At 67.2% G+C, this 24,226-nt stretch carries 18 protein-coding genes; 10 read left to right on the forward strand and 8 right to left on the reverse strand.

The genetic code is table 11. The features are described 5' to 3' along the window. Nucleotides 1–142: 142 nt before the first annotated feature. The 4 genes from FQ377_RS12120 to FQ377_RS12135 all read right to left on the reverse strand — a co-directional run bounded on the left by FQ377_RS12120 (nucleotide 143) and on the right by FQ377_RS12135 (nucleotide 4,884). Nucleotides 143–1,699, reverse strand: coding sequence for an LTA synthase family protein (locus FQ377_RS12120; RefSeq protein WP_262364433.1), 1,557 nt, complete (start codon nucleotides 1,697–1,699; stop codon nucleotides 143–145). 325 nt (nucleotides 1,700–2,024) lie between these two features. After that, nucleotides 2,025–2,717, reverse strand: a complete 693-nt coding sequence (locus tag FQ377_RS12125; protein WP_148601523.1) for a GntR family transcriptional regulator — start codon at nucleotides 2,715–2,717, stop codon at nucleotides 2,025–2,027. A gap of 5 nt (nucleotides 2,718–2,722) precedes the next feature. Further along, the gene (locus FQ377_RS12130) at nucleotides 2,723–3,676 is read right to left on the reverse strand and encodes a hydroxymethylglutaryl-CoA lyase (protein ID WP_148601524.1); all 954 of its coding nucleotides are present in this window, start codon (nucleotides 3,674–3,676) and stop codon (nucleotides 2,723–2,725) included. Beyond that, on the reverse strand, nucleotides 3,673–4,884 hold the full coding sequence (locus FQ377_RS12135; RefSeq protein ID WP_148601525.1) for a CaiB/BaiF CoA transferase family protein: 1,212 nt from the start codon (nucleotides 4,882–4,884) through the stop codon (nucleotides 3,673–3,675). The genes FQ377_RS12130 and FQ377_RS12135 overlap by 4 nt, the downstream gene beginning before the upstream one ends. A 318-nt stretch (nucleotides 4,885–5,202) precedes the next feature. On the opposite strand from FQ377_RS12135, the gene FQ377_RS12140 reads away from it, so the two are divergent. The 4 genes from FQ377_RS12140 (at nucleotide 5,203) to FQ377_RS12155 (ending at nucleotide 10,240) form a co-directional block, all read left to right on the forward strand. Further along, nucleotides 5,203–7,305, forward strand: coding sequence for a hydantoinase/oxoprolinase family protein (locus FQ377_RS12140; protein WP_148601526.1), 2,103 nt, complete (start codon nucleotides 5,203–5,205; stop codon nucleotides 7,303–7,305). Nucleotides 7,306–7,308: 3 nt separating this feature from the next. Further along, complete coding sequence (locus FQ377_RS12145) at nucleotides 7,309–9,180, forward strand: hydantoinase B/oxoprolinase family protein (RefSeq protein WP_148601527.1); 1,872 nt, start codon at nucleotides 7,309–7,311, stop codon at nucleotides 9,178–9,180. Continuing rightward, nucleotides 9,180–9,824: an isochorismatase family protein gene (locus FQ377_RS12150; protein ID WP_148601528.1), complete on the forward strand. Its 645-nt coding sequence runs from the start codon at nucleotides 9,180–9,182 to the stop codon at nucleotides 9,822–9,824. The genes FQ377_RS12145 and FQ377_RS12150 overlap by 1 nt, the downstream gene beginning before the upstream one ends. Nucleotides 9,825–10,009: 185 nt before the next feature. Next, entirely contained in the window at nucleotides 10,010–10,240 is a 231-nt protein-coding gene (locus FQ377_RS12155) for a FitA-like ribbon-helix-helix domain-containing protein (RefSeq protein ID WP_148601529.1), read from the forward strand. A 436-nt stretch (nucleotides 10,241–10,676) separates the two neighbouring features. Here FQ377_RS12155 and FQ377_RS12165 read toward each other — a convergent pair whose 3' ends face one another. Next, nucleotides 10,677–11,906 carry a type II toxin-antitoxin system HipA family toxin gene (locus FQ377_RS12165; RefSeq protein ID WP_148601530.1) on the reverse strand — a complete coding sequence of 410 codons (1,230 nt, stop codon included), beginning with the start codon at nucleotides 11,904–11,906 and terminating at the stop codon, nucleotides 10,677–10,679. Then, nucleotides 11,899–12,201, reverse strand: coding sequence for a helix-turn-helix domain-containing protein (locus FQ377_RS12170; protein WP_316245928.1), 303 nt, complete (start codon nucleotides 12,199–12,201; stop codon nucleotides 11,899–11,901). Before FQ377_RS12170 ends, FQ377_RS12165 begins: the two co-directional genes overlap by 8 nt. 146 nt (nucleotides 12,202–12,347) lie before the next feature. On the opposite strand from FQ377_RS12170, the gene FQ377_RS12175 reads away from it, so the two are divergent. Then, complete coding sequence (locus tag FQ377_RS12175) at nucleotides 12,348–12,977, forward strand: Swt1 family HEPN domain-containing protein (RefSeq protein WP_148601532.1); 630 nt, start codon at nucleotides 12,348–12,350, stop codon at nucleotides 12,975–12,977. Between the two features lie 99 nt (nucleotides 12,978–13,076). Next, the gene (locus FQ377_RS12180; protein WP_148601533.1) at nucleotides 13,077–18,836 is read left to right on the forward strand and encodes a DUF4011 domain-containing protein; all 5,760 of its coding nucleotides are present in this window, start codon (nucleotides 13,077–13,079) and stop codon (nucleotides 18,834–18,836) included. Nucleotides 18,837–18,967: 131 nt separating this feature from the next. Here the strand turns inward: FQ377_RS12180 and FQ377_RS12185 are convergent, their stop codons facing one another. Beyond that, nucleotides 18,968–19,756: a nitrilase-related carbon-nitrogen hydrolase gene (locus FQ377_RS12185; protein ID WP_262364434.1), complete on the reverse strand. Its 789-nt coding sequence runs from the start codon at nucleotides 19,754–19,756 to the stop codon at nucleotides 18,968–18,970. Between the two features lie 136 nt (nucleotides 19,757–19,892). On the opposite strand from FQ377_RS12185, the gene FQ377_RS15150 reads away from it, so the two are divergent. The 4 genes from FQ377_RS15150 to FQ377_RS12200 are packed head-to-tail and all read left to right on the forward strand — an operon-like array spanning nucleotide 19,893 to nucleotide 23,335. After that, nucleotides 19,893–20,066, forward strand: coding sequence for a hypothetical protein (locus FQ377_RS15150; RefSeq protein WP_262364435.1), 174 nt, complete (start codon nucleotides 19,893–19,895; stop codon nucleotides 20,064–20,066). Next, nucleotides 20,063–21,526 (forward strand): purine-cytosine permease family protein, encoded by a 1,464-nt coding sequence (locus FQ377_RS12190; RefSeq protein ID WP_262364436.1) that lies wholly within the window; start codon nucleotides 20,063–20,065, stop codon nucleotides 21,524–21,526. Before FQ377_RS15150 ends, FQ377_RS12190 begins: the two co-directional genes overlap by 4 nt. Then, on the forward strand, nucleotides 21,523–22,620 hold the full coding sequence (locus tag FQ377_RS12195; protein WP_148601535.1) for an alcohol dehydrogenase catalytic domain-containing protein: 1,098 nt from the start codon (nucleotides 21,523–21,525) through the stop codon (nucleotides 22,618–22,620). The genes FQ377_RS12190 and FQ377_RS12195 overlap by 4 nt, the downstream gene beginning before the upstream one ends. 7 nt (nucleotides 22,621–22,627) lie before the next feature. Next, entirely contained in the window at nucleotides 22,628–23,335 is a 708-nt protein-coding gene (locus FQ377_RS12200; RefSeq protein WP_148601536.1) for a TetR/AcrR family transcriptional regulator, read from the forward strand. Nucleotides 23,336–23,338: 3 nt separating this feature from the next. Here the strand turns inward: FQ377_RS12200 and FQ377_RS12205 are convergent, their stop codons facing one another. Then, nucleotides 23,339–24,196, reverse strand: a complete 858-nt coding sequence (locus tag FQ377_RS12205) for a fumarylacetoacetate hydrolase family protein (protein ID WP_148601537.1) — start codon at nucleotides 24,194–24,196, stop codon at nucleotides 23,339–23,341. Nucleotides 24,197–24,226: the final 30 nt, after the last annotated feature.

A 24,226-nucleotide genomic window follows, 5' to 3' on the forward strand; every position in this document is an offset into this window, starting at 1 on the left:
CCTGGAAGATGATGGTTGTCCGACCGTACTGCACGATCGCGACGGATCGGGAGCACAGCTTGCGCGCGAAGATGTGGTTGCGTGCTGCCTCGGCGTGGTCTACCCGGCGGGTAGCCGCGGCCCATGACTCACCCGGCGTGTGCTACCGCGTGGCGTCCTCGCCCGCCCAGGCCTCCGCGAAGAACTGCGGTGAGTGGGACTCCAGCAGCCCGGCATAGGTGTCCGGGTCCAGTGCCTGCGCCGAATGTGTCGGGATGTCGGAGGTGAAGGCGGAGACGCCCAGGCCGGCTGCGCCGTCCTGCAGTGTCAGTCCGGCCGCTTCGAGGATGGTGGGGTACAGGTTCAGCTGGTCCACGCGGGGGCGCACCGTGCCGGTCGGCTCGGCGCCCGGCACCCAGATGCGGTTGAAGACGGTGCGGTTCGGGTGGTCGTCCAACTGCTCGTGGAAGGCATCACCCGCACTCATGTGCTTCAGGTGGTCGCCCATGATCACCACGGCGGTGTCCTCGAGATAACCCCTGGCCTCCAGGTGGTCGACGAACCCGGCCACCTGGGTCATGGAGCAGGAGAAGACGGAGGTGACGGCGTCCTGCGTGTCCACATCGCAGTAATCGTAGACGTGCACGGGCTCGTGGGTGTCCAGGGTCAGTACCGAGAGGTTGAACGGCTCACCGGTCCGCTCGGACTCCGCGTGGAGCTCGTCCACGGTGGTCGCGGCATTGGACATGAGGCGCTCGTCGCTCAGGCCCCAGTCGCTGCGGAAGCTCGTCTCGGGTTCGCCCGCGGCGCGCCAGTCGGTGAGGCCCTTCACCACGGAGTACTCGTGGGTGCGCAGGAACGTGTCCTTCGCGGCGAAGCGTGCGTTCGCACCACCCAGGAAGACATTGGTGTAGCCGTGGTCTCCCAGCACGTCACCCAGGCAGGTGGTTCCGCCGAGGTACGTCTCGACGTCGTCGCTGGGTTTGTCGGAGACACTGCTGCTGTCGGAACTCCCGGCCGGGCGCAGCGGCACGCCGCACTGGGTGGAGGTGAGGCCGGCCATGGTCCAGCCCCCACTCCTGTACTGCTGGAGGTCCTCGATGCTCTGCCACCCGTCGGAGGCCCTCGTGGCATCCTTCAGGGGTGCGAAGGCGTCCTTCTCGAAGAGCTGGTCGTCCTCCAGGGTGGCCTCGCCGGACTCGAGGTAGATGAGGACGAGGTTCCGCTTGCCCGCGTCGTCAGTAATAACGGGCTGCGCGTAGTAGTCGCCGATGTCGAAGTCGGAGTTGGCTGCCTGGATGTACTTCCCGAGGTTCACGGTGTCGGCGAAGGCCGTGGTGCCGCCGACGACCACCGCGGCAACCAGCGCCGTGGCGACCGTTCGCGTGACCCACTGCGAGCGGCGAGGACGTACGGCGTACCCGGCGCGACGGCGGGTGCGGCGCCGGAGATACCACCACAGGGCGATGCCTGCGGTGAGCAGCAGGGGCACCACGCCGACGCCGATGATCCCCATCCAGACGACGGCGCCGCCCCCGCCGTCGGTCTCCAGCGAGGTGAGATTCAGGAGCATCTGGCCCACGGAGATCTCGCCCCAGAAGAATCGGATCCCGATGGCAGCGATGAGCAGTGCGAGGCCGACCCAGAGGAGGACGAAGACCAGGGTCTGGGCGGCGACGACGCCGGCCCGTCGGATCACGCGCAGGCTCCGTTCGTACACCACATCGCCTCGCCTTCCAATAGCCCGCCCCATGATCGAACGTCCTTGACATCCACCCGGTTCCTGGGCCTGTAGAAGCCTAACGTCGCCACACCGGCTGTCAACACTCGTTATCGGGTGGGTCTCTTCTGTTGTGCCGCACTGCGACTGCTGAATTCGGCCGTACGACCTGGGGGCTTTCGATGGCAGGGGCGAGCCGGAAGGCGGCGTGTCCTGCCGCGACACGACGGTGCGGGGTCCGAAAGCCCCGGTTCGGTACGGTGCAGGACCCGCAAGCCCAGCTTCGGTGCGCCCTGGACCCGGTGGGTGATGGAGCAGGGCGGCCCTACCGTGGGGAGGGAGCGTCGCCCGCCGCGTTGCGCGCCGCGAGGATGTGCGTGCGCATCACGGCTTCCGCCCATTCGCCGTCGCGCGCGTCGGCCGCTGCCACGAGCTCCGCGTGATGCTGCATGGAGCGGCGCAGCGCTGCCTCGCTGTACTTGCGGAAGGTGTGCGCGACGACGGCGGGGCGCATCACGGCCTGCAGTGCGGTGGCCACGTGCCGGTTGCCGCACCGCTCGATGAAGATGCCGTGGAAGGCGGCATTCAGGGCGCTGAGCCCGTCCATGTCGCCACCATTGGCCACCACGGCTTCCATCCGCACGCTCAGGGAGGCGAGTTCGGCGACGTCGTCGTCGGTCAGGTGGGGCACGGAGAGCCGTACGGCGTGGGGCTCGAATCCGGAACGGACGTCGTAGAGACCGGCCACGTCCTCGGTGGAGAAGTCCACCACCTGCGCGCCCTTGTTGCGGCTGAGGTCCACGAGTCCCTCGGCGGCGAGGCGGTTCAGGGCCTCACGGATGGGGGTTCGGCTCACGCCGATGCGGTCCGCCAGGGTGGTCTCGCGCAGCCAGGCGCCCGCGGCCAGCTCGCCCGAGGCGATCATGGCCCGCACCTGCCCGTAGGCGCTCACATCGCGGTCGGGTACAGCACGAGCGGCAGCGTCGCGGCTGGGTGCGTCGGAGGGCGTGCTGTTCACCGTGCTCACGCTAGCGCGTCGGGCCAGCTCGCCGCAGCCAACCCGGCGCGTGTCCCGCCGCGGGAGACGAAGGACGACGACGCCCGACCGGTGAGCTCCACGATCCGGTGCGAGGCGAGCATGTACGTCTCCAGATCGATCCCGGTCGCGATGCCGAGCCCGTCACACAGGTGCACCAGATCCTCGAGAGCCGCATTGCCGAGCACAGAGGGATCCCCGGGGAACCACAGATCCCCGCCGAGCCCCGCGAAGGAGCCCTCGAGCCAGGTGGCACCGGCCAGCATCGCCGCCAGTGCGTTGGCGGGTGCGAAGCCGTTGCGGTTGTGCAGATGGACGCCGACGTCGAGCCCCGGGTGCAGGCTCCGCACCTCGGCGATGCCGTCGAAGATCTCCCCGGGTTCCTCCTCACCCGAGGTCGCGGCCAGATAGACGCCGCCGGCACCGGCGTCGACCGCTGCCTGCACCACCCGCAGGCGCTCCTCTCGGGTCACGGGACCCCGGGCGGGAGCGAAGAACGCGCAGGCGACGGCGACGACGAACCGCGTGCCGGCGTCGGCGGCGAGTACCCCGATCCGCGCGATGTCGGCGAGGATCTCGTCGGTGCCCAGGCGCTGGTTCTTCAGACTCACCGCCTCGTCCGCGGAGGCGACCACCACGAGTTCGTCCAGTCCGCAGTCCACCGCCCGCTCGGCGCCGCGGAAGTTCGGAGCGAGCCCCCGGTATCGCACGCCGGGGACGCGGGGTACCGCCGCCATGAGCTCGGCGGCGTCGGCGAGCTGGGGGAGGACCTTCGGGTGGGCGAAGCTCACGGCCTCGATCTCCCGCACCCCGGCGTCGATGAGCAGGTGCACCAGCTCGAGCTTGGCGGCGGTGGGCACCATCTCGGGGACGGACTGCAGGCCGTCGCGGAGACCCACCTCCACGAGACGGATGGACGGGGGAAGCCCGGGGATGCTCATGCCAGTTTGCGTTCGCGCAGGGAGGCGAGCCTGGCGTCGTCGACCCCGATCTCCGCGAGGACGGCCTGCGTGTGCTCGCCGAGGGCGGGGCCGGGCCAGCGGATGCTGCCGGTGGTGCGGCTGAGCTTCGGGAAGACATTCTGCTGGGCCACGGGCCCGAGGATGGGGTGGTCCACCTCGGTGATGGATTCGCGGGCCAGGTACTGGGGATCGGTGAGCATGTCCTCGGGGCGGAAGATCTTGCCCGCGGGGACGCCGTGTTCACCGAGCGTGGCCTCGAGGACCTCCGCGCCCTGCGTGGAGGTGTATTCGCCGATCAGTGCATCGAGTTCGGCCTGGCGTTCGCCACGCGCGCCGTGGGTGGCGTAGCGGGGATCGGTGGCCAGCTCGGGTCGGCCGATCGCCGTGGCGAGGCGGGCGAACACGGTGTCCTGGTTCGCCGCGATGAGCATCCACGTACCGTCGGCCGTCGGGTACACATTGCTCGGTGCCACATTGGGCAGGATGGCGCCGGTCCGCTCGCGCTGGTAGCCCGAGACCTGCCACTCCGGGACGAGGGACTCCATGACGCCGAGCACCGCCTCGTAGATGGCCGAGTCCACCATCTGTCCCCGGCCGCTGACCTCGCGCTCGCGGACGGCGGCGAGGGCTCCGATGGTGGCGAACAGGGCTGCCAGCGTGTCACCGATGGAGATACCGACGCGCGAGGGAGGCGTGGACGGATCGCCCACCACGTAGCGCAGTCCGCCCATCGCCTCGCCGATCGCCCCGTACCCGGCGCGCTGGGAGTAGGGACCATCCTGGCCGAAGCCGGAGACGCGGACCATGATCAGCCCGGGGTTCAGCTCGGCCAGGGCGGGGTAGCCCAGGCCCCAGCGTTCCATGGTGCCGGGCCGGAAGTTCTCGATCACGATATCCGCTCCGGCGATCAGCGTGCGGGCCAGCTCCTGGCACTCGGGGTCGCGGAGATTCAGGGTGACGGAGCGCTTGTTACGCCCCACCACGGACCACCACAGCGACTGGCCCTGCGGGAGCTGCCGGCCCCACTGGCGCAGGGGGTCCCCGGTGGCCGGGTCCTCGATCTTGACGACGTCGGCCCCGAGATCGCCGAGCATCTGTCCGCAGAACGGGCCGGCCAGGAGCTGGCCCAGCTCCACGACGCGGAGGCCGGCGAGGGGGCCCGTGGCGGGAGTGTCACTGGCTGTCATCGGCGGGCCTCCGGGTCGGGGACGAGGGGATGTCGCCGGTAGCGGCACCCTGAACGTATACAACGTGCCACCTCAAAGCGCGCTCGGTCAAGAAGAATCCGGGAATGCATGTGAAGTTGTATGCAATGTCTTGACGTCGGGACGGCCCCACCCCTACGCTGGCTCGCAGTGGAGCGGTGATGCCGGTCACACGGCTGGAGCTCTCCCCCTAGGGTTCCGGCGGACCGGCGTCACCGCCCCACCGGCTCCCGACCCCGCCCCTTTGGGGCGCGGCCGGGAGCTTCCACGCTCACGAGGCAGTACACAAGAGGAGACCTGATGGCGTTTCGGCTCGGCGTAGACGTGGGCGGTACGTTCACGGACATCCTCCTGATCAACGAGGATTCCGGGGAGACCCACCGCTTCAAGACGGCGTCCACGCCCGAGGACCAGTCGATCGGCGTGCTGCACGGGATCGAGCAGGTGTGCCGGGCAGCCGGTGTGCCGACGTCGGAGGTGACCGAGGTGCTGCACGGCACCACCGTGGCCACCAACGCGATCCTCGAGCACAAGGGCGCCCGCGTGGGTCTGGTGACCACGAAGGGCTTCCGGCAGGTGCTGCAGATAGCCCGCTCCTTCGTGCCCGGCGGTCTGGCCGGGTGGATCATCTGGCCCAAGCCGGAACCTCTCGCGGACCTCGAGGACACCGTGGAGGTGGCCGAGCGCGTGACCACCAGCGGTGAGGTCCGCATAGCCCTCGACGACGACGACGTCCGCACCCAGCTCCGCCGCCTGAAGAAGCGCGGCATCGAGGCCCTGAGCATCAGCCTCATCAACTCCTTCGCCTACGGCGCCCACGAAGCACGCGTCGCGGAGCTCGCCGCCGAGGAGCTGCCCGGCGTCCCCGTCTCCGTGTCCTCCGTGGTGCTGCCGGAGCTCCGCGAGTACGAGCGCACCATCACCACCGTGGCCAATGCCTACGTGCAGGGCCAGGTCTCGCGCTACGTGGGCAGTCTGGAGGAGAAACTCACGGCGGCGGGTATCGACGGCGCCCTGTCCATCCTCCGCAGCGACGGCGGGCTCGTCTCGGGCAAGGTCGCCGCGGACAACCCGGTATCGCTGCTGCTCTCCGGCCCGGCCGGCGGCGTGACCGGTGCGGTCTGGGCCGCCGAGCAGGCGGGGTTCAAGGACCTGCTCACCTTCGACATGGGCGGCACCTCCACGGATGTGGCGCTGGTCCAGGACCTCACCCCGCGCATCGGCCGTGAGACCTCGGTGGGCGATCTCACGGTCCGCGCCACCTCCGTGGACGTCCGCACCGTCGGGGCCGGCGGTGGCTCCATCGCCCACGTCCCGCAACTCACGGGGGCGCTCCGCGTGGGTCCGCAGTCCGCCGGCGCGGCACCCGGTCCGGCGTCGTACGGGAAGGGCGGTACCGAACCCACGGTCACCGACGCGAACGTGGTGCTCGGGTATCTGCCCGCGCAGCTCGCGGGCGGCGAGATAGCGCTCGACGTCGACGCCGCGGCCACCGCCGTCGCCACGATCGCCGACGCCCTGGGCCTGGGCGGCGCCGAGAACGCGGCCGAGGGCATCATCGACATCGTCAACGAGAACATCTACGGCGCGCTGAAGCTCGTTTCCACCCAGCAGGGCTTCGATCCGCGGGACTTCGCGCTGGTGGCCTTCGGCGGCGCCGGGCCCCTGCACGCCAATGCGCTCGGCAAGCTCACCGGTGCGTGGCCGGTGATCATCCCGCCGTCGCCCGGTGTGCTCTGCGCCTACGGGGACGCGACCACGAGCCTGCGCGACGAATCGGCCCGGACCCTCGTGAAGCGCTTCAGCGAGCTGGGCGACGCCGAGGTGCGTGCGGTCCTGGAGGAACTGGCCGCCACCGCGCGCGAGTCGTTGCTGGCCGCCGGTCTGCGCGAGGACGAGCTGACCGTCACCTACTCGGCGGATCTGCGGTATCACGGGCAGGGCTTCGAGATCCCCATCGGGGTGGACCTGGCAACCTTCACGGACGACGGTGGCCTGGCGGCCCTGCGCTCCAGCTTCGACGCCGAGCACGAGCGGCTGTTCGCGTTCCTGCTGGACAACGAGCACGAGCTCGTCACTGCCCGCGCCACGGTGAGCGGCCCCCGCCCCGAGGTCGCGGCGGTCACCCTGGAGACCGGCATCCCTGATCCGCAGGCGGCGCTGCGCACTACTTACAGCATTTTCGTGGCCGGGGAGCGGGTGGAGGCGTCCATCTACGACCGTGAGCTGCTGCTCGCAGGGAATGTGGTCACTGGTCCCGCGGTCATCGCGGAGATGGACTCCACCACGCTGGTGCTCCCGGGCCACACCGCCACCGTGCACCAGCACGGGAGCCTGCTCATCCGGCCCCTCGACGAGACCACCACTGCGTCCACCACCTCGTCCACCACCAGTGAGGACTGATCCATGGCACAGCTGATCGAAACCACCACCTCCGAGCTCACCGCCGTGGACGTGGACGTGGTGACCCTCGACCTGATCGAGAACGCCCTGCGCAGCGCCCGCTACGAGATGGACGAGACACTCTTCCGCACGGCGCTCTCCCCGGGCATCCGGGAACAGCATGACGAGTTCCCGCTGATCGCCGATCCTGAGGGAAAGATGATCGTGGGTCAGTTCGGGCTCTCCATCCCGGACTTCCTGGCCAACTTCAACGGGACCATCGAGGAGGGCGATGTCCTGATGACCTCGGACCCGTACTCCTGCGGAGCGGCGATCAGCCATGCGAACGACTGGCTGGTGGTGATGCCCATCTTCTTCGACGGGCGGATCGTGGGCTGGGCGTCCCAGTTCGGGCACATGACCGACGTCGGCGGCAAGACCCCGGCGTCCATGCCCACGGACGCGCGGACCATCTTCGAGGAGGGCGTGATCATCCCGCCCTTCAAGCTGTACCGGAAGGGCGAGCGCGACGACACCTCGCTGGGGATCATCCTCAACCAGGTGCGCAAGCCCGACTGGAACCGGGCGGATCTCAACGGGATCGTGGCCGCCTGCCGCACGGCGTCGCGCCGCGTGCAGGAGATGTGCGCGCGGTTCGGCGTGGACACCTACACCTCCGCCCTGAACGCCCTGCTGGACCGCAACTACCGGGCCATGAAGGCGCTGCTGGCCATGGTGTTCGAGGAGGGCAAGCCGCTCTCCTTCACCGACTACATCGACGACGACGGCCGCGGTTACGGACCGTACGAGCTGACCATGACGCTCACGCGTACGGGCGACAAGGTGCTGATCGACCTCACGGGCAGTGCTCCGCAGGCGCAGGGACCCATCAACTACTACATCAACGAGAATCTGATCCGGATGTTCTTCGGCATCTACATGATCACCGTCGCCGATCCGCAGATCCTCTGGAACGACGGTTTCTACCCGCTGGTGGACGTGGAGATTCCGGAGAACTCCTTCTGGAAGCCGGCGTACCCGGCGGCCCTCAACGGGCGCAACCACGGCATCGGCCGGCTCTTCGACCTCTTCGGCGGGCTCCTCGGCCAGGCCAACCCGGATCTGCTCAACGCCGCCGGCTTCTCCTCCTCACCGCACTTCATGTACTCGGGGAATTACAGCGCCGGCGAGCGGAAGGGCGAGTGGTTCCAGCTCTACTCGATCGGCTTCGGCGGTATCCCGGGCCGGCCGGTGGGCGACGGGCCGGACGGCCACTCGCTGTGGCCCTCGTTCGTCAACATCCCGTGCGAGTACCTGGAGAGCTACTATCCGCTGATCATCGACTGCTGGGAGACCATCCCGGACACCGGCGGCGCGGGCCTGCATCGCGGCGGTAACGGCGTCGACGTCGCGTACCGCTTCCTGGAGGCCGGGACCATCGCCATCCACGACGACCGCTGGCTCACCTACCCGTGGGGTGTGAAGGGCGGCGAGCCCGGAACACGCGGCACCAAGTGGATCGACCGCGCGGACGGTAGCCGGGAGGTACTGCCGTCCAAGGTGCACGACGTCGCCGTCGGCAAGGACGACGTCCTCCACTTCGTGACGTGGGGTGGCGGCGGCTGGGGCGATCCGTTGGCCCGTGACCCCGAGCTGGTGTGCAAGGAGGTGCGGCGCGGCCTGGTCACGCAGGCGGGTGCGCGCACGTATGGGGTGGTGTGCGACGACGACGGCGACCTCGACGCTGCAGCCACCTCCGCATTGCGTGATGCGCTGCGTGAGGGTCGCGAGGAGCCGCTGCCGCTGTTCAACCGGGGCGACACCATGGAGAATCTGCTGGCCAACAGCCTCGCCGAGACCGGACTGCCGGCTCCGATGCCCCCGCTGGCGGTGTAGTGGCTGCTCCTGATGCGGCGTCCTCAGCTGAGTCCTCGGGTGGGTTCTCGTCAGGGTTCGACGGCGCACTGACACCGGGTCCGCGGCGGGCGGTGATCGCCGTGGACCTGATGCGGGCGTACTTCGACGAGGAGAGTCCGCTGTGCCTGCCGTCGAACGACTGCCTGGCCGGCGCTGCGGCCGTCCTCGCCTCGGCCCGTGCGGCCGGATATCCGGTGTTCCACACGGTGGTCCGGTTCGACGACGCCGAGCATGGTGGCGTCTTCCTGCGGAAGGTCCCGGCGCTGCGCCTCTTGATCAGTCCCTCACCGGGGGAGACTCCGTCGCTGGGGGAGCTGATGTCCCAGGTTGCACCGATTGCGGGGGAGACTGTGGTGGTGAAGCAGTCGGCCAGCGCGTTCTTCGGCACGGATCTGGCCGACCAACTGCGCGCGGCGGAGGTGGACACGGTGATCATCGTCGGCGTGAGTACCAGCGGCTGCGTCCGGGCGACGGCGGTGGACGCCGTGCAGCACAACTTCGTGCCGCTCGTGGTGCGCGAGGCTGTCGGCGATCGCGACGACGCCGTACAGCGGTCGGCGCTGTACGACCTGCAGGCGAAGTACGCCGAGGTCGTGGGACTGGACGCGATCCTGGGCGGTTGAGTACGGATTTCGAGCCGGCTACGTCGGTCTCGGTGGCCCGGCGTGTTCGGATCCGGGGTCTTTGCCCGTCGGGTCCTGCCGTAGACCGGTGTGACGTGCCGCGACACGGTGTCGCGACGCTCGAACTCCCTCGATTCGGCATCGTTTGCGTTTACTCCCCAGCGCCTTGGCGCCACAATGGTGCCATGCCCAGCATCCAGATCAGGGACGTTCCGGCCGAGACTCACGCCGTTCTTCGCCGTCGTGCACGCGCAGCACACCAGTCCCTGCAGGAGTACCTCCGTTCACGCCTCATCGAGGAGGCCGGGAGCCGCACGCTGGAGGAAGTTCTCGATCGGGCAGGGCAAGGCGACGGCGGCTCCGCACCGATCTCTGCGATGGTCGAGGCATTGCGCGCTGACCGTGATAGTCGTTGACGCCGGAGTACTCGTCGTAGCCCTCGTGGATCAGGGACCTGACGGCGATCACGCGCGGAAGCGTCTGCGGCACGAGGTGCTGAGTGCTCCCGAGTTGGTGGATCTCGAGGCGCTGTCGGTGCTGCGGCGCCTCGTGTTGGGGGGGGATTACTCTCCGTCGCGCCCCTCACCTGCCACTTCTGGCGCGATGCTGGGAGCTCCGGCAGAATCTGACCACGTACGACGCCTCCTACGTGGTGCTTGCCAAGGAGTTGAATGTTCTCCTGCTGACCACCGACGCTCGGCTATCTCGTGCTCCGGGGCTTCGCTGCGAGGTCGAGGTTCTGCGCTCAGCATGAGGGTAAGCGGGCGGATCTGGTCGGGGCTCGCATCGCCCTCAGTGCCTCCCTCGAAGACTTCACGGCTCTGGGGAACCCTGACGTCCCGATAGCGTGTGCTAGCCCACCGGCTTCCCGGCGAGGAGGTTCCGGGTGAAGCCCAACACGTCCTCCTGAAGCCCGGGGTGCGCTCGCGGATCGGGTTCGGTGGAGGATGCGAAAGTCTCCAGCGCCTCCAGCGCCCGTGAGATGAGCGGCTCCGGCGAGCGGAGGCGCCAGGAGGTTGCCTCCTCGACGAGGTCCGCACGCGTGAGCTCCGTGTGACGGTAGGTGCCGTTGACGGACATGGCCATCCGCCCGTCCGTGGGCTGGTGGCGCATGGGCACGACGTCGTATGCGGGGGCGAGTTCGGAGCGGCCGTCGGGGTGGTGGAGCAGGGACAGGTTCTTCGCATGCAGATCGAGGTTGCCGAGGGCGACGGCGAGGACGGTCGTCGTGAGGAGGCGCTCGAGGGACTCGTTGTCCCCACCGCGGCGGAATACGTCCGCGATGCGCCGCAAACTGACCTTGCCGCCGTGCTCCTGGTACTTCTCGTTACCGTGGGCCCCGAGGACCTGGTTCATGTCCTCCTGGTGAATGCGTCCCGTGGGAGCGGAGGCTGATCGATCGAAGCGCTCGATGACGAGGGCGGGGGTGCCCGCGAAGTCGTCCAGCCACGTCCGGCTACGGGACAGCCCCAGCGCGCGGGCCGCTCGGGCGCCGTACTCCTCGTCGTAGATGATCGTCGCGTGATCGCGTGGGGCAGGTTTGATGATGTGCGTTGACGGATATCCGTCGTGAACGCGGTGCCAAGCGTCGTCGACCCGTGCCAGGACGATCTTGTCCTGTACCCCTGCGAGGGAGGTCTTCCCCGAGAGGGGACTGTTGGCCAACGGCTGCGCCGAGGTCGACTGCAACAACTCCCTGATGCCCTCGGGCGTCAGGCGCTCGGTCCGGGGACGGCGCGGCTCGCCTGGGCGTTCGGGATCCCAGATCTGCAGGGCGCCCGCGACATCGCGTCCGAAGTGGGTGAGCAGCGTGGGGGTGTCGTACTCCTGGCTTCCCACCCGTGCTGCGAGATTCGAGAGGATGCGCCCTTCGGGGAGCAGCTCTGTGAAGAAATTTCGACGGCGTGAGGCTCGGGTGCGGTTCGCCGAGAGCTCGAGCGGAACGGATTCGGACAAAACAGTACTGCCGAGGTCGAAGTGGTCGAAGCATGAACGGTCGGCGCGGAAATCGAAGGTCCGCCAGTCCGTGCCCGTCAACCGGCCCACCAGGATCCCGTACAGCTCGACGCGTAGCTCACTCATCGCTCGAAAGCTCCGACGGATGTGCATCCTCTTCCGGCTCGTCGACTTCTGCATAGAGGCGCACGCCGGTGGCGCGCAGCATCTCGAAGAGTCGTTCAGTGAGCAGGCCGGGCTTCCCCTGCTCCATCTCCCATACCCATTTCTGGCCGATGCCGAGCTGCTCGGCCAATTGCCGCTGGCTCATTCCGTGGAGCATGCGTCCCTGCTGGAGCATGCGGCCCAGGGCTTCGGCATTTCGGACCTGTCCTCGCAGTGTCATTCTGGCCCACCTCAGTGATATCGATAGTGGAGTCATCCTGTTTGAAGCTGATATCGAAGTCACATTACGTACATTCGATATCGAAGTCAAACAGAACCAGCGGCACAAGCGACGTCAATTGCTGCGATGTCGACGCTTCGGTGTGGTCTGTCACGACCTCGTACTACGCTTTCCCCAGTGACGTGACGAACGCCACCGCTGGGGAAATAGGGGACATCATGGGGCTATCAAATCGGGAGTTCATCGGGCGCGCGCTCGACATCATGGCCGACGGGCTTGAACCGGTCATTGGTCGGACGATCGAGCAGGTGGTCCCAGGCTTGGAGTGGCCGCGGATTTTGGAACACAAGGACGAACTTCAGCACCGGGAGCCCAAGCAGCTCAAGGCCACCGATCCGCAGGTCCAACTGCGGATGCTCACCGAGCGTCTCGGTGAGCTGGGCTACCCCTTCAATCTGTCGCCGGAAGGTCGCGCCTATGCAGGTGAAATGCGCCAGGTGCGCAATCTGTGGGCGCACAACGAGCCGTTCACCGACGACGACGTGCAGCGGTACCTCGATACGACCTGCAGACTTCTCGGGGCATTGGATACCGAGGTGGACCAGGCCCGGTCGCTCCTGGCCGAATTCAGAGGGCGGGTGACGGAGCAGGACCCAGACCATCGTGCACCGGCGATGACCCAGAGCGAAGATCGAGACGCCGAGCCGAGCGCAGTCGATGATTTACCGTCGATGCCCGAGCCTGAGCGACACGACGCACCGCTCGCCCTCACGTTCGACTCCGCCCCCGAGCTGAGCTACGCCATGGCCTAGAACGGTCAACGCATCATCAGCAGGCTCACCATCACCAATATCGGCGCCGACATCAGGGGAGCGGTTCTCAAGCTGAGTGTCATAGGAGACTCGGGTCTCGTGACACAGCCGTCGGAGCATTACCTCGACCTACCACGGCAGCAGACGATCATGATCGCCGAACCCGAGATACGTGCAGATCCTGCTGTGCTGCTGCAACTCCAGGACCGACAGCAGGGGGTGATTCGAGCCGATCTCGAGGTCGACGGTCAACACCTGGCCCATCACACTGGGTCCATCGAACTGCTAGCAGCGCATCACTGGCGCCACCACTCCGGCCTGCTCACTCTGGAATCCCTCGCCGCCTTCGTCCAGCCGAATCACCCGGCCATCACGGCAGTCTGTTCGGAGGCCTCGGACCTTCTGGTTGCGGCGACGGGCAGCGGTTCGCTGGAGGGGTACCAGGCCGGGCCACAGCGCGCTGACCAGATCGCGGAAGCGCTCGCGCACGCTCTGCGGAATCGCAATATCCGTTATAGCGAGCCACCCGCATCATGGGGCCAGGACGCACAGCGTGTCCGCACAGCCGACGAGGTCCTCAACGGCCGCTTCGGCACCTGCCTCGATACCGTCGTCGTGCTGGCCGCAGCGATGGAGTTCGCAGGACTCCAAGCAAATCTCTGGCTCGTGCAGGGGCACATCTTCCTCGGCTACTGGAGGGACGAGGCCAACTTCAAGACGCCGGCCGTCGAGGACCCCGCGTCGTTGATCAACGCGATCGACCTCGACCGGATCCGGCTCATCGAGACCACGCTGCTGACCGATGGAAAACAGCACAGCATGCAGGAACTGCACGATCGGCCCTACTCGCGGTGGCTGACCGGCGAACTGGACGAGGTGGAGGGGGTGGTGGATCTCTACGCGGCCAGGCACTCCGGCATCCGCCCGATTCCCGTCCGGTTCACTGACGATTCCGGAACTGTCGCAGTCATCGAGTACACGCCACCACGCCGGGAGAAGCGCGTTGTAGTGCCTGCGCAGGAGCAGACGGATCGTCGGCGTACGCAACGGCCCGAACCGCCCAGCCGAGTCACACAGTGGAAGAACACGCTCCTCGACCTGAGCCTAAGAAACCGCCTCATCAACTTCACCGCAACAGCTCGATTCCCACTCGCCGTGCCTGACGCGCAGGTGGGCGAGTTCGAGGACATGATCAACCGCGGCAAGGACATCGTGTTGATGCCCTCCGACGACGTCTCGGCAATGCAGGCCGAGCGCGGCGTCCGCTTCGGGCGGGACCTGCCCCAGGACGAACTCGCCGATGTGCTCGCGAGCGATCAGGCGGTGTTCGCTGACGTCACCCGAGGCGCTTATCAGACCCGCATGCGCAACCTCGCGTACAAGGCGAAGACCCTGATCGAGGAAACGGGTGCCAACAACCTCTACCTGGCACTGGGTTCGCTCGTCTGGAATCTTGATGGACGCGAGCTGCGATCGCCATTGGTCCTTATGCCGGTCCGGCTCCGCCCCACCTCCAAGCAGGGCCCGTACCAGATCAGTATCGACGACGCCGGCACCTCCACCCCTAACTACTGCCTCCTCGAGAAGCTCCGGCTCGCGCTGGGTCTGGAGATCCCCGGACTCGCCGAACCAGTGGAGGACGATGCCGGCATCGACCTGCACAAGGCGTTCGAAGCGGTGCGGATAGCCGTCGCGGAGAAGGGTCTACCGTTCCGCGTCGAGCCGACGGTGGACCTGTCCATCCTCCAGTTCGCCAAGTTCAGATTGTGGAAGGATCTCGACGAGCAGTGGGGAGAACTGGGTAAGAACCCGCTGGTGCACCACCTGATCCACTCACCGACGGAATCGTTCACCGATCCGGTGCACACAGCCTCCGCCGACGATCTCGACCTCCTCGCCACCAAGGTGCCGATTCCGGCGGACTCGTCCCAATTGCTCGCCATCGCCGAGGCGGTTGCCGGGAAGACCTTCGTTCTGGAAGGCCCTCCCGGAACCGGAAAATCACAGACGATCACGAATCTGCTCACTCGTGCGATCGCCGACGGCAAGCGCGTCCTGTTCGTCGCCGAGAAGCGGGCAGCGCTCGACGTCGTGCAGAAACGCCTTGACGAGGTCGGCATGGGGGTCTTCTCGCTCGACCTGCACGACAAGGGAAGTAAGCCCGCAGCCGTGCGCCGTCAGATCCGGCAGGCCCTGGACCACACAGCGCATCCGGACCGCCAGGGTCTTGGTGCGGCGCTCGGCGAGCTCAACAATGCGCGTCGAGGTCTGGTGCGCTATGCGGCGCGGCTGCATGAGGAGAACGGTGCCGAGCTCTCGCTGTACTCAGCCCGGACGCAGGAGCTCACCATCGGCGATGAGATCCACGCCCTTCCTGTTCCCGAAGCCTTCGTGGAGGCAGTGTCCCTGGGGAAACTACAGCAGCTCCGAACCGTCTTGGCGGAACTACCCGACGCTGCAGAACCGGCCCACTTGAGCGAGGATCATCCCTGGGGTTTCCTCGACTCCCCGCTGGACGAGGATGAGGGAGCAGCAGTGCTCGACGCTGCCCGGCGGTTGCAAGCGGCAGTGGACAGGTTGCCCGTGTCCGATCCGCTCCTTGCTGTGCTCCGGGCTGCCCGAGACGCGAGTGACTTCGAAAAATTCGCGTCCCTGCTGCCTGCCCGGACGGTGGACCTCGACGTGCTCGATGAAGCGGGGACGGAACGATGGGCCACGGCCACCAAGGATCTCCAGGCCTACCTGAGTGTATTCCTCGCGGCGTCACACCCGGGCCTTGACAGGGTGGTACCCGAGGTCCTCGACCTGCCGATCGCCGACATCCATGCGGAAGCGGTTGCGGCGGCCGCGTCGAGCGTCTTCGGTCGGAAGAAACGGCTCGTCGACGTCCGCGAGAAGATCGCGCCCCACATCCGGCCCGGCGTGGAAGTCAAGCCCAGCACGCTGCCCGAGCTGACCGGTGCGCTGATGGCAGTTCAGGGCGCTGTCCGGGGACTGGCGTCAGGTGCAAACACCATCCCCGGAATCGAACTGCCGCCCTCCTGGAGTCCCTTCACAGTTGAGGGACAGCAATACCTCGCACGCAATGTGCAGTGGCTCGAGTGGGCATCACAATTGGTCAAGGCTCCTCCTGCCCACGCTGAGGAGGACTTCGTCCAAACCATGCGGGCCTTCTTCCGTCGCGGGTCTGCCGTGGACCAGCCGACGGTCGACGTCGTCGGCTCACTGTCCCGTGCGGTCCGCGATCTGGTGTCAGCGGCAGGGTTGGACGAGCCCGGTCTAGGAAGGTGGCTGAGCGGCCTGCCGTTCCTCATTCGATGGGAGCAGACCGCGCAGAATCGAGGTGCCGAGGGCTCAGAGTCGCCGTCTCTCCGCCGCTGGCTCGTCTTCCTGCAAGCGTTAGAACCGTTGCGCGTAGAAGGTCTCCTTCAAGCACGGGAGGAGTTGAGGCTCGGCCGCCTGGATGCCGATGACGCCGCTCGCGCCTTCGAGCGTGGACTCGCCGAAGCATCGCAACGTGAACGGGGCGCGGCGAAGGGTTTGAGCAGCTTCGAGCCCCGTACTCACGAGCGGATGATCAACCGCTTCACAACCCGGTCGGCTCAGGTGCGGCAGGAATTGAGGACGGCGTTGCCCGATGACGTGCTAAAAGCGCGCACCTTCGGAGCGAATTCCAGTGCAGGCCGCATGGGTCTGCTGCAACGCCAGTTAAACTACAAGACCGGCGGACTGCGCGTCCGTGCACTGCTGGAGACGCATGGTGACCTCATCACAAGGATCATGCCTTGCGTGCTCGTCAGCCCTGACTCGGTGGCACGGTTCTTCCCCGCTACGTCGGAGCTCTTCGATCTGGTGGTCTTCGACGAGGCGTCGCAGATCCGCGTCGCGGACGCCGTGGGTGCTATGGGTCGTGGCCGGGCCGTCGTCGTCGTGGGCGACAGCAAGCAGATGCCACCGACGTCCTTCGCGGAGACCACGACGGACCGCGATGAGGAGACCGAGCTGGTCAACGAGACAGTGGAGGACGAGGAATCGATCCTGTCCGAATGTGTGCTGGCACGAGTCCCTCGGCAGTGGTTGTCCTGGCACTACCGAAGTCAGGACGAATCGCTCATCGCATTCAGCAACCAGCAGTACTACGACAATAAGCTGTCGTCCTTTCCCGCGCCGGTCCATGGCCCGGCGAGCGCCGGCCCCGGAGGCTTCGGCATCAACTTCGTCCGCGTGGACGGGCATTTCCACCGGTCCGGGGCCGGCAAACTCCTCCGCACCAACCCCGTCGAGGCCGCCGCCGTAGTGGAGGAGATCAAGCGTCGCTTCCTTGATTCGCCGTCCGTGGCACCCTCTGTAGGGGTGGTCACCTTTAACCTGCAGCAGCGGGCCCACATTGAGGCGCTTTTGCGTGACTCGGAGGACCCTCGAATCGTCGATGCGCTCGATGTTCCCGATGGGCTGTTCGTGAAGAATCTCGAGAACGTCCAGGGCGACGAGCGGGACACTATCCTGTTCTCGACGGGCTTCAGCAAAAATGACCGCGGATATCTGCCACTGAACTTCGGTCCGCTGAACCGCAGTGGTGGTGAGCGCAGGCTCAATGTCGCTGTGACTCGTGCTCGACGTCAGGTGGTCGTGTTCTCCAGCTTTGACCCGACCGACCTGCGGGCGGAGGACACCTCGTCGGTCGGCGTCAAGCACCTCCGGACTTACCTCGAGATCGCGGCGCACGGTCCCACCGCGTTGCCGTTCGACGGACGTCGAAGGCCTGCAGTCGACCGTCATCGGGAACAGATTGCCAGCGCCTTGCGTGAACATGGGTTTTTCGTCACCACGGACGTCGGGCTCTCGGACTTCAAAGTGGATCTTAGTGTGGCGACCGCGGAGGAGCCTGACAAGCCGTTGATGGCGGTGCTTCTGGACTCTCCGGCCTGGGCTGCTCGTGCGACCGTGGGGGACCGGGACGGCCTCCCGTCCGATGTGCTCTCCAGAATGCTGAGATGGCCGGCAGTGGAGCGAATCTGGCTTCCCGAATGGTTGCTCGATTCCGCAGCGGTAGTCGAGCGACTCCGCACCACGATGGCGTCCGCACAACACCGTGGTGAGGAGCGCCCCGAGTCGGAGCTGGAGACCGGGCCCGACGATACCTTCGGTAAGGGCCATGAAGCACCATCGATCGGTTCCTTACCCGAACGCCTCACTGATGTACCGGTGCCCGGTCCTGAGATGGAGCAGACACTCGATATCGAGGATCTCGGGCCGGTTCGGGCGCAAGAAATTGCCGCACGTCCGACGTCCGGTGCCACTACCTACCGAGCATGGACCCCGCGGGTGCTGGGAGGGGTGGAGGTGCTGGATGCGCTGTCGTCGTCAGCACAGTCCAGGGCGCTAGTTGTCGTCGCTCTCGGCCAGATCATCGATGCGGAAGGGCCGATCCATAGGGGTCGCCTCGCGAAGCTCGCGTGCGCCGAATTTTCGCTGAACAAGATGAGCAGCCAACGCGCCCAGGCGGTCCTTCGGCTGGTCGACCAGCAGAAGTACCGGATCGACGACGATGGCTTCGTGTGGCCCATCGGGCTCTACTCCGACAGGTGGCGTGGGTATCGCGAGAATGGACCGGAGATCGATCGGAAGATCGAGCACATCAGCCCAGTGGAAATCATTAACGCCATGGTGGCTGTATGCCGCGAGGCCCACGGCGTCGAGCCGGAGGAACTCAAGCGGAGAGTGATACGGGTGTTCGGTGGCAAGCGGGTGACCGTTGGCATAGGCGAGCGGCTGGATTCGGCAGTGCGGTACGCGGAGCACTCCGGCCGGCTCCACACCGACGACGCCGGTTTCCTCCATGCGTCATCAGAATCCTGAGTCAGGGCGCGACCGCAAGCGCTGGAGCTCCTCTGCGTGATGAGGTGAAGGCGCGCGCGAACTCCTCTGGCTGGAGTACACGAAGCTTCGTGTTTTGATGCCGATCACAACTGGGGACCGTAGTGATCGGCTCAGCCGAACAGCTCCGGTCGTCGACAGGTCAGGTAGGTGTTGAGCCCGCGTGCGCGCCCCACTTCCCGCTGATCGACATCGGCGACGAGAAGCTCCTCTCCGGATCCGGCGAGGGCGAGGAAGGTCCCGTAAGGGCTGGTGATGCTGCTGAGACCCGTGAACCCGGGGGTGGTGTGGTTCGCGTAGGCGATGTACACGCCGTTCTCGAGGGCGCGCGCAGGGACGAGCAGAGTGGAGATGCGCTCCGCGTTGTAGGTGTGCTCCGGTGGGCGACCGCCCACATCGCCCGTTGCAGGGACGGCAGTCGGGATGAGGAGTGCGTCAGCACCTCGCTGCGCCGCACTCCGCGCGAATTCCGGGAACTCGATGTCGTAGCAGATACCGAGGGCGACGCTCAGGCCCACGAGCGGCACCAGCTCCGGAAGCTCGTCACCGGGAAGGAAGACCGCCTGCTCCTCCGCCCCGAACAGGTGCGACTTCCGGTAGCGGGCAAGCTCGGCGCCCTGGCGGTCGAACAGCGAGGCGCTGATGTGCCGCCCGTCCTCCACCGTGGAACCGACCAGGGCAATACCGTGGCGCTTCGCGATGCCACCTAGTGCGGTCCGGAGTCCTGCACCGTCGGAGACTGCGACACGAGCCGGGGCATAGCCGGTCGCGAAGAGTTCGGGGGTCACGAGGATCTGGGCTCCCTGTGCCACAGCGCGCGCGGCGAAGTCGTCGATCCGCCGCAGGTTCTCGTCCTCCGCGCCGACCACCCCCGCAGCCTGCATCACGGCCAGTCCGGGCACCGTTTCTCCCTCCAGAACGGCAGCAGAGCCACCACGTCACGAGTGCGGGTCGGCCGGGCAGACCCATTGACAGTCCCCATGATAGGCACAACGATGTACCCAACCGAACGACATTCGTTTATTGGAGAAGGACACGATGGATTCAGCGGACGCCACGACAGCAGCGGATCTCCAGCGGAGGCTCGACGACATTTCCGCGCACGAGGACCGGGATCCTTCGAGGGCCGCGCTCTCGGGCCGGGACCTCGCCGTGTTCACTCTCGTGACCCTCGGGATCACCCTGCTCGGATTCCTGGTGCTGGCACTGTGAGTACGGACCGCGCCAGGAGCGGGGAATCGGCCGTCGACGCAGGGCGGGGCTCACTGGGATCCCTGCCCCTGCTCCGTGGCGAACGCATCTGGAACGCAGGCGACTTCACAGGCGTCAACATCAGCCTGGCGATCGCCACGTGGGCCTTCCTCGTCGGGGGCTCGACGGCGCTCCTCGTCGGCTTCCAGCAGGGTATTGCGGCAATGGTCATCGGCAACGCGATCGGGCTCGGCTTCATGATCCTGGCGAGCGTCGTTGCGAGCCAGCGGTACGGGGTGGAGCAGTACACGATCCTCCGCCCGGTCTTCGGGCTCGTCGGCGTCGGGATCCTCGTCTTCACCGTCATCCTCATCACCGAGATGGGGTGGTCCTCGCTGCTGGCGATCATGGTGGGCAGGGCGGTCACGCAGGTGTCCAACTCCGCTCTCGGTACGGACTTCGGGCCGGAGAGTCTCATGGTCACCTTCTTCGCGCTGGTGGCCATCGCGGTCGCCTGGTGGATCCTCTCCCGGGGTCCTGTCACCATCGGCCGGTTCAACAAGTTCATCGCACCCGGCCTCATCGTGGTCACCGTCGCCCTGATGGTCTTCCTCGTCCTGAACACCTCGTGGGAAACGCTGTTCAGTGCTGCACCGTTGGCTCCCTTCGAGGACGAGCGGCTCAACTTCGCCCTGGCCGTCGAATTCAATGTGGGAGTGGGCGTCTCCTGGTACCCCGTCATGGGCTCGCTCGCCCGGCTGACGAAGACACCGAGGGCAGCGCTGTGGCCCTCGTACGGCGGGCTGCTCGGCGCAACCCTGATCGCGCAGGTCGTCGGCATGGCTGCTGCCCTGACGCTCGGTGACTCGGATCCCACGGTGTGGATGCTGCCGTTCGGCGGACCGGTCATCGGCGCGTTCATCCTGCTGTTCATCGCCTTCGCCAATATCACCAGCACCTCCTCCATCGTCTACTCCACGGTGCTCGCCATCCGCCAGGCCAGCGGCAATCTGCTCTCCGGTGTCCGCTGGGCGTGGCTCTGCGCTGCCTTCTTCGTCCTGCCTGCCGTGCTCGCCTTCTTCCCGGGCTTCATGTACCAGCGGTTCATGACCTTCGTGACCCTCAGCGGCGCCTTCCTGGCCCCGATGTGCGGGGCGATCATCGCGGACTACTTCCTGCTGCGCCGCCAGCGCGTCTCGCTGGGAGACCTCTACAGCCACCGAAGCGACAGTGCCTACCACTTCCACGGGGGAGTGAACTGGGCAGGGTTGGGCGCCGTCGTGGTCGGAGCTGTCTTCTACCTGCTGATCTACAACCCGGTCACCCTGACGGCCCAGCCGATCTTCGGGTACATCACGGCCTCCTTCCCGTCGGCCGTCGTCGGAGCGCTCGTCTACTACGTGCTCGCCCAGGTTCTCTACGTCCGCCGCGGCATCGGGGATTACTCCACAGCCGCGCAGCAGGTCGGGGGCGGGGCATGAGCCGCCCGTCACGCGCAGCCGTCCATCGTAGCGGTGCCCGCGAGCTGGACCTGACCGTCGTCGAGGTGGCGGACCCCGCGCCGGGTACGGTGCTCGTCCGCATGGGTGCCTCCGGGGTGTGCGGGTCCGACCGCCACGTCCTCGACGGCGACTGGACCCTGCCGTCGCCCACCGTGATGGGTCACGAGGGTGCGGGGACCGTCGAGGCGATCGGCGACGGCGTGACCGACGTCGGAGTGGGCGATCACGTGATCCTCTCGTGGTTCTACCCGTGCCGGCGGTGCACGGCGTGCCTGTCCGGACGGTCCTACGTCTGTATGGGCAGCCGGTCCGAGGAATGTGTCCTGCCGGACGGCAGCAGCCCCCTCACGCTCGACGGCGAGAGGGTCTTCCCCTACCTGACCGTCGGCTCGATGAGCGAGTACGCGGTGGTCCCCGAGGCCGGAGCCATCCTGATACCCCGGGAGGTACCGTTCGACGTCGCGAGCCTGATCGGCTGCTCCATCGCCACGGGATTCGGGGCTGTCGTGAACGACGCCGGGGTGGAGGCGGGAACCTCCGCCGTCGTCGTGGGGGCCGGCGGCGTGGGGCTCTCGATCATCATGGCGCTGCAGCTGGTCGGCGCGAACCCGATCATCGCGGTGGACCTGAGCGAGGAGAAGCTGGAAGCCGCGCGGGCCCTCGGTGCCACGCATACGCTGACGCCCTCGGCGGACCTCGCGGAGAGGATCGCCGCCATCACGCAGGGCGGTGCAGCCTACGCATTCGAGGCGATCGGGCGGGTCCAGACCATCGAGTCCCTGCCCTCGCTCATCGCCGGGGGAGGCAAGGCCGTGATCGTGGGTCTGCCGCCGGAGGACAGTCCCGTGTCCATCGACGCGCTGGCGCTCGCGGAGAGCGGCAAGTCGCTGATCGGCTCCAACTACGGCTCCACCGTGCCCGGTCGCGATTTCCCGCGCCTGGCCGCGCTGTACCTGGCGGGGCGCCTCCCGGTCGATCAGCTCATCTCGCATCGCATCGGGCTCGACGACGTCAACGAGGCCTTCGCGGCGATGAGGCGGGGAGAGCGGGCGCGCAGCGTGATCATCTTCTAGCGGTGGCTTGTCGGGCGACGACGGCGCGCACGACGCCGCGCGACTGCGACGGCGCACCGTCAGCAACACCGGGTGCGGCACAGCCGCTGAGGTCAGGGGGAGCATGGGGCGGCCACGCCAGGCGATTCTGTCGCCGGAGAAGATCTATCGGGCGGCGTTGGAGCTGGTCGACGAGTTCGGGGACTTCACCCTGCCCGGGCTCGCCAAGCGGCTCTCGGTGAGTCCGTCATCGATCTACCACCATGTGCAGGGTCGTCCGGAGATCATCAACGGGATCCGGTCGGTTATCGGCGCCGACGCCCTCGCGTCGGGCGACTTCTTCACGGCGGGCCCGGACTGGCAGGGCAGGGCGGCGGCGTGGGCGCGGAGCTACCGTAGGGCGCTGGGGCAGCACGCGAAGTGCATCCCGCTGCTCGTGGGCGAGGCCGTGACGGACCACGCGACGCTCGAGATCTACGAGCACCTCGCCGCCCTGTTCGTGGACCAGGGCTTCTCGGCGAATGACGTGGTGGTGGCGGTGACGGTGCTCGACAACTTCATGCTCGGGTCGGCCCTGGACGTGGCGGCTCCCGAGTCGGCCTGGCTCGCCGATCCGGACGACCACCCCGCGCTGCACAGCGCATTCGCCGGGGCCACACTGGATGGGCCACGCTCCGACGTCAGCTTCGAGGTGGGCGTCGCGGCCATCATCGAGCATCTCTCGACCCTGCTGTGACGCCTAACTACCGTGGGCCACCACCTGCTGATGCTGCTCGCCGAGGCCCGCGATCCCGATGGTCATGGTATCCCCGGCGGCCAGGTAGGGGAACCGTCCGGACAGTGCGACGCCCTGCGGTGTCCCGGTGTTGACCACGTCCCCGGGGTCGAGGGCCATGTACTGCGACAGATCGCGGATGAGCTCGGCGACACCGAAGACCATGTCCGCCGTCGTCGAGTCCTGGCGCGGTTCACCGTTGACCGCCGAGTAGAGTCGCAGCGCCTGCGGGTCGGCGATTTCGTCGGCGGGGATCAGTGCCGGGCCCAGCGGATTGAAGGTCGGCGCACATTTGCCCTTGGACCACTGACCGCCGGAGTGCCTGAGCTGGTAGTCCCGCTCCGAGACGTCGTTGCTGATCGTGAAGCCGGCGATGCATGCCAGGGCCTCCTCGTGGCTGCCCAGGTAGGAGGCGCGCGCACCGATGACCACGGCCAGTTCCACCTCCCAGTCCACCTTTGCGGCGCCGGGCGGCAGGACTACGTCGTCGTCGGGTCCCACCACGGTGTTGGGGTGTTTGAAGAAGATGATCGGCGCGGCGGGTGGACTGTCCCCGGTCTCGGCGGCATGGGCCGCATAGTTCTGGCCGACACACACGACGGCGCCGATCCCGGACAGCGGAGCACCGACGCGTAGCGTGCCCGCATCCTCGACCTCGGGAAGAGTCCCCGCGGCCAGGGCGGAGCGCACCTGCCCGATACCTCCCGCCGCCAGGAACGCGCCGTCGATGTCCGCGGTGAGTCCGCGCAGGTCGTAGGTGGTCCCGCTGTCGCGGACCACGGGGATCTCCCGGCCGGGTGTCCCGAGTCTCATCAGTTCCATCAGAAGCTCCTTGTCATGTCGCAGTGGGGG

Source organism: Arthrobacter echini, from assembly GCF_008107445.1.
GTDB lineage: Bacteria > Actinomycetota > Actinomycetes > Actinomycetales > Micrococcaceae > Arthrobacter_D > Arthrobacter_D echini_A.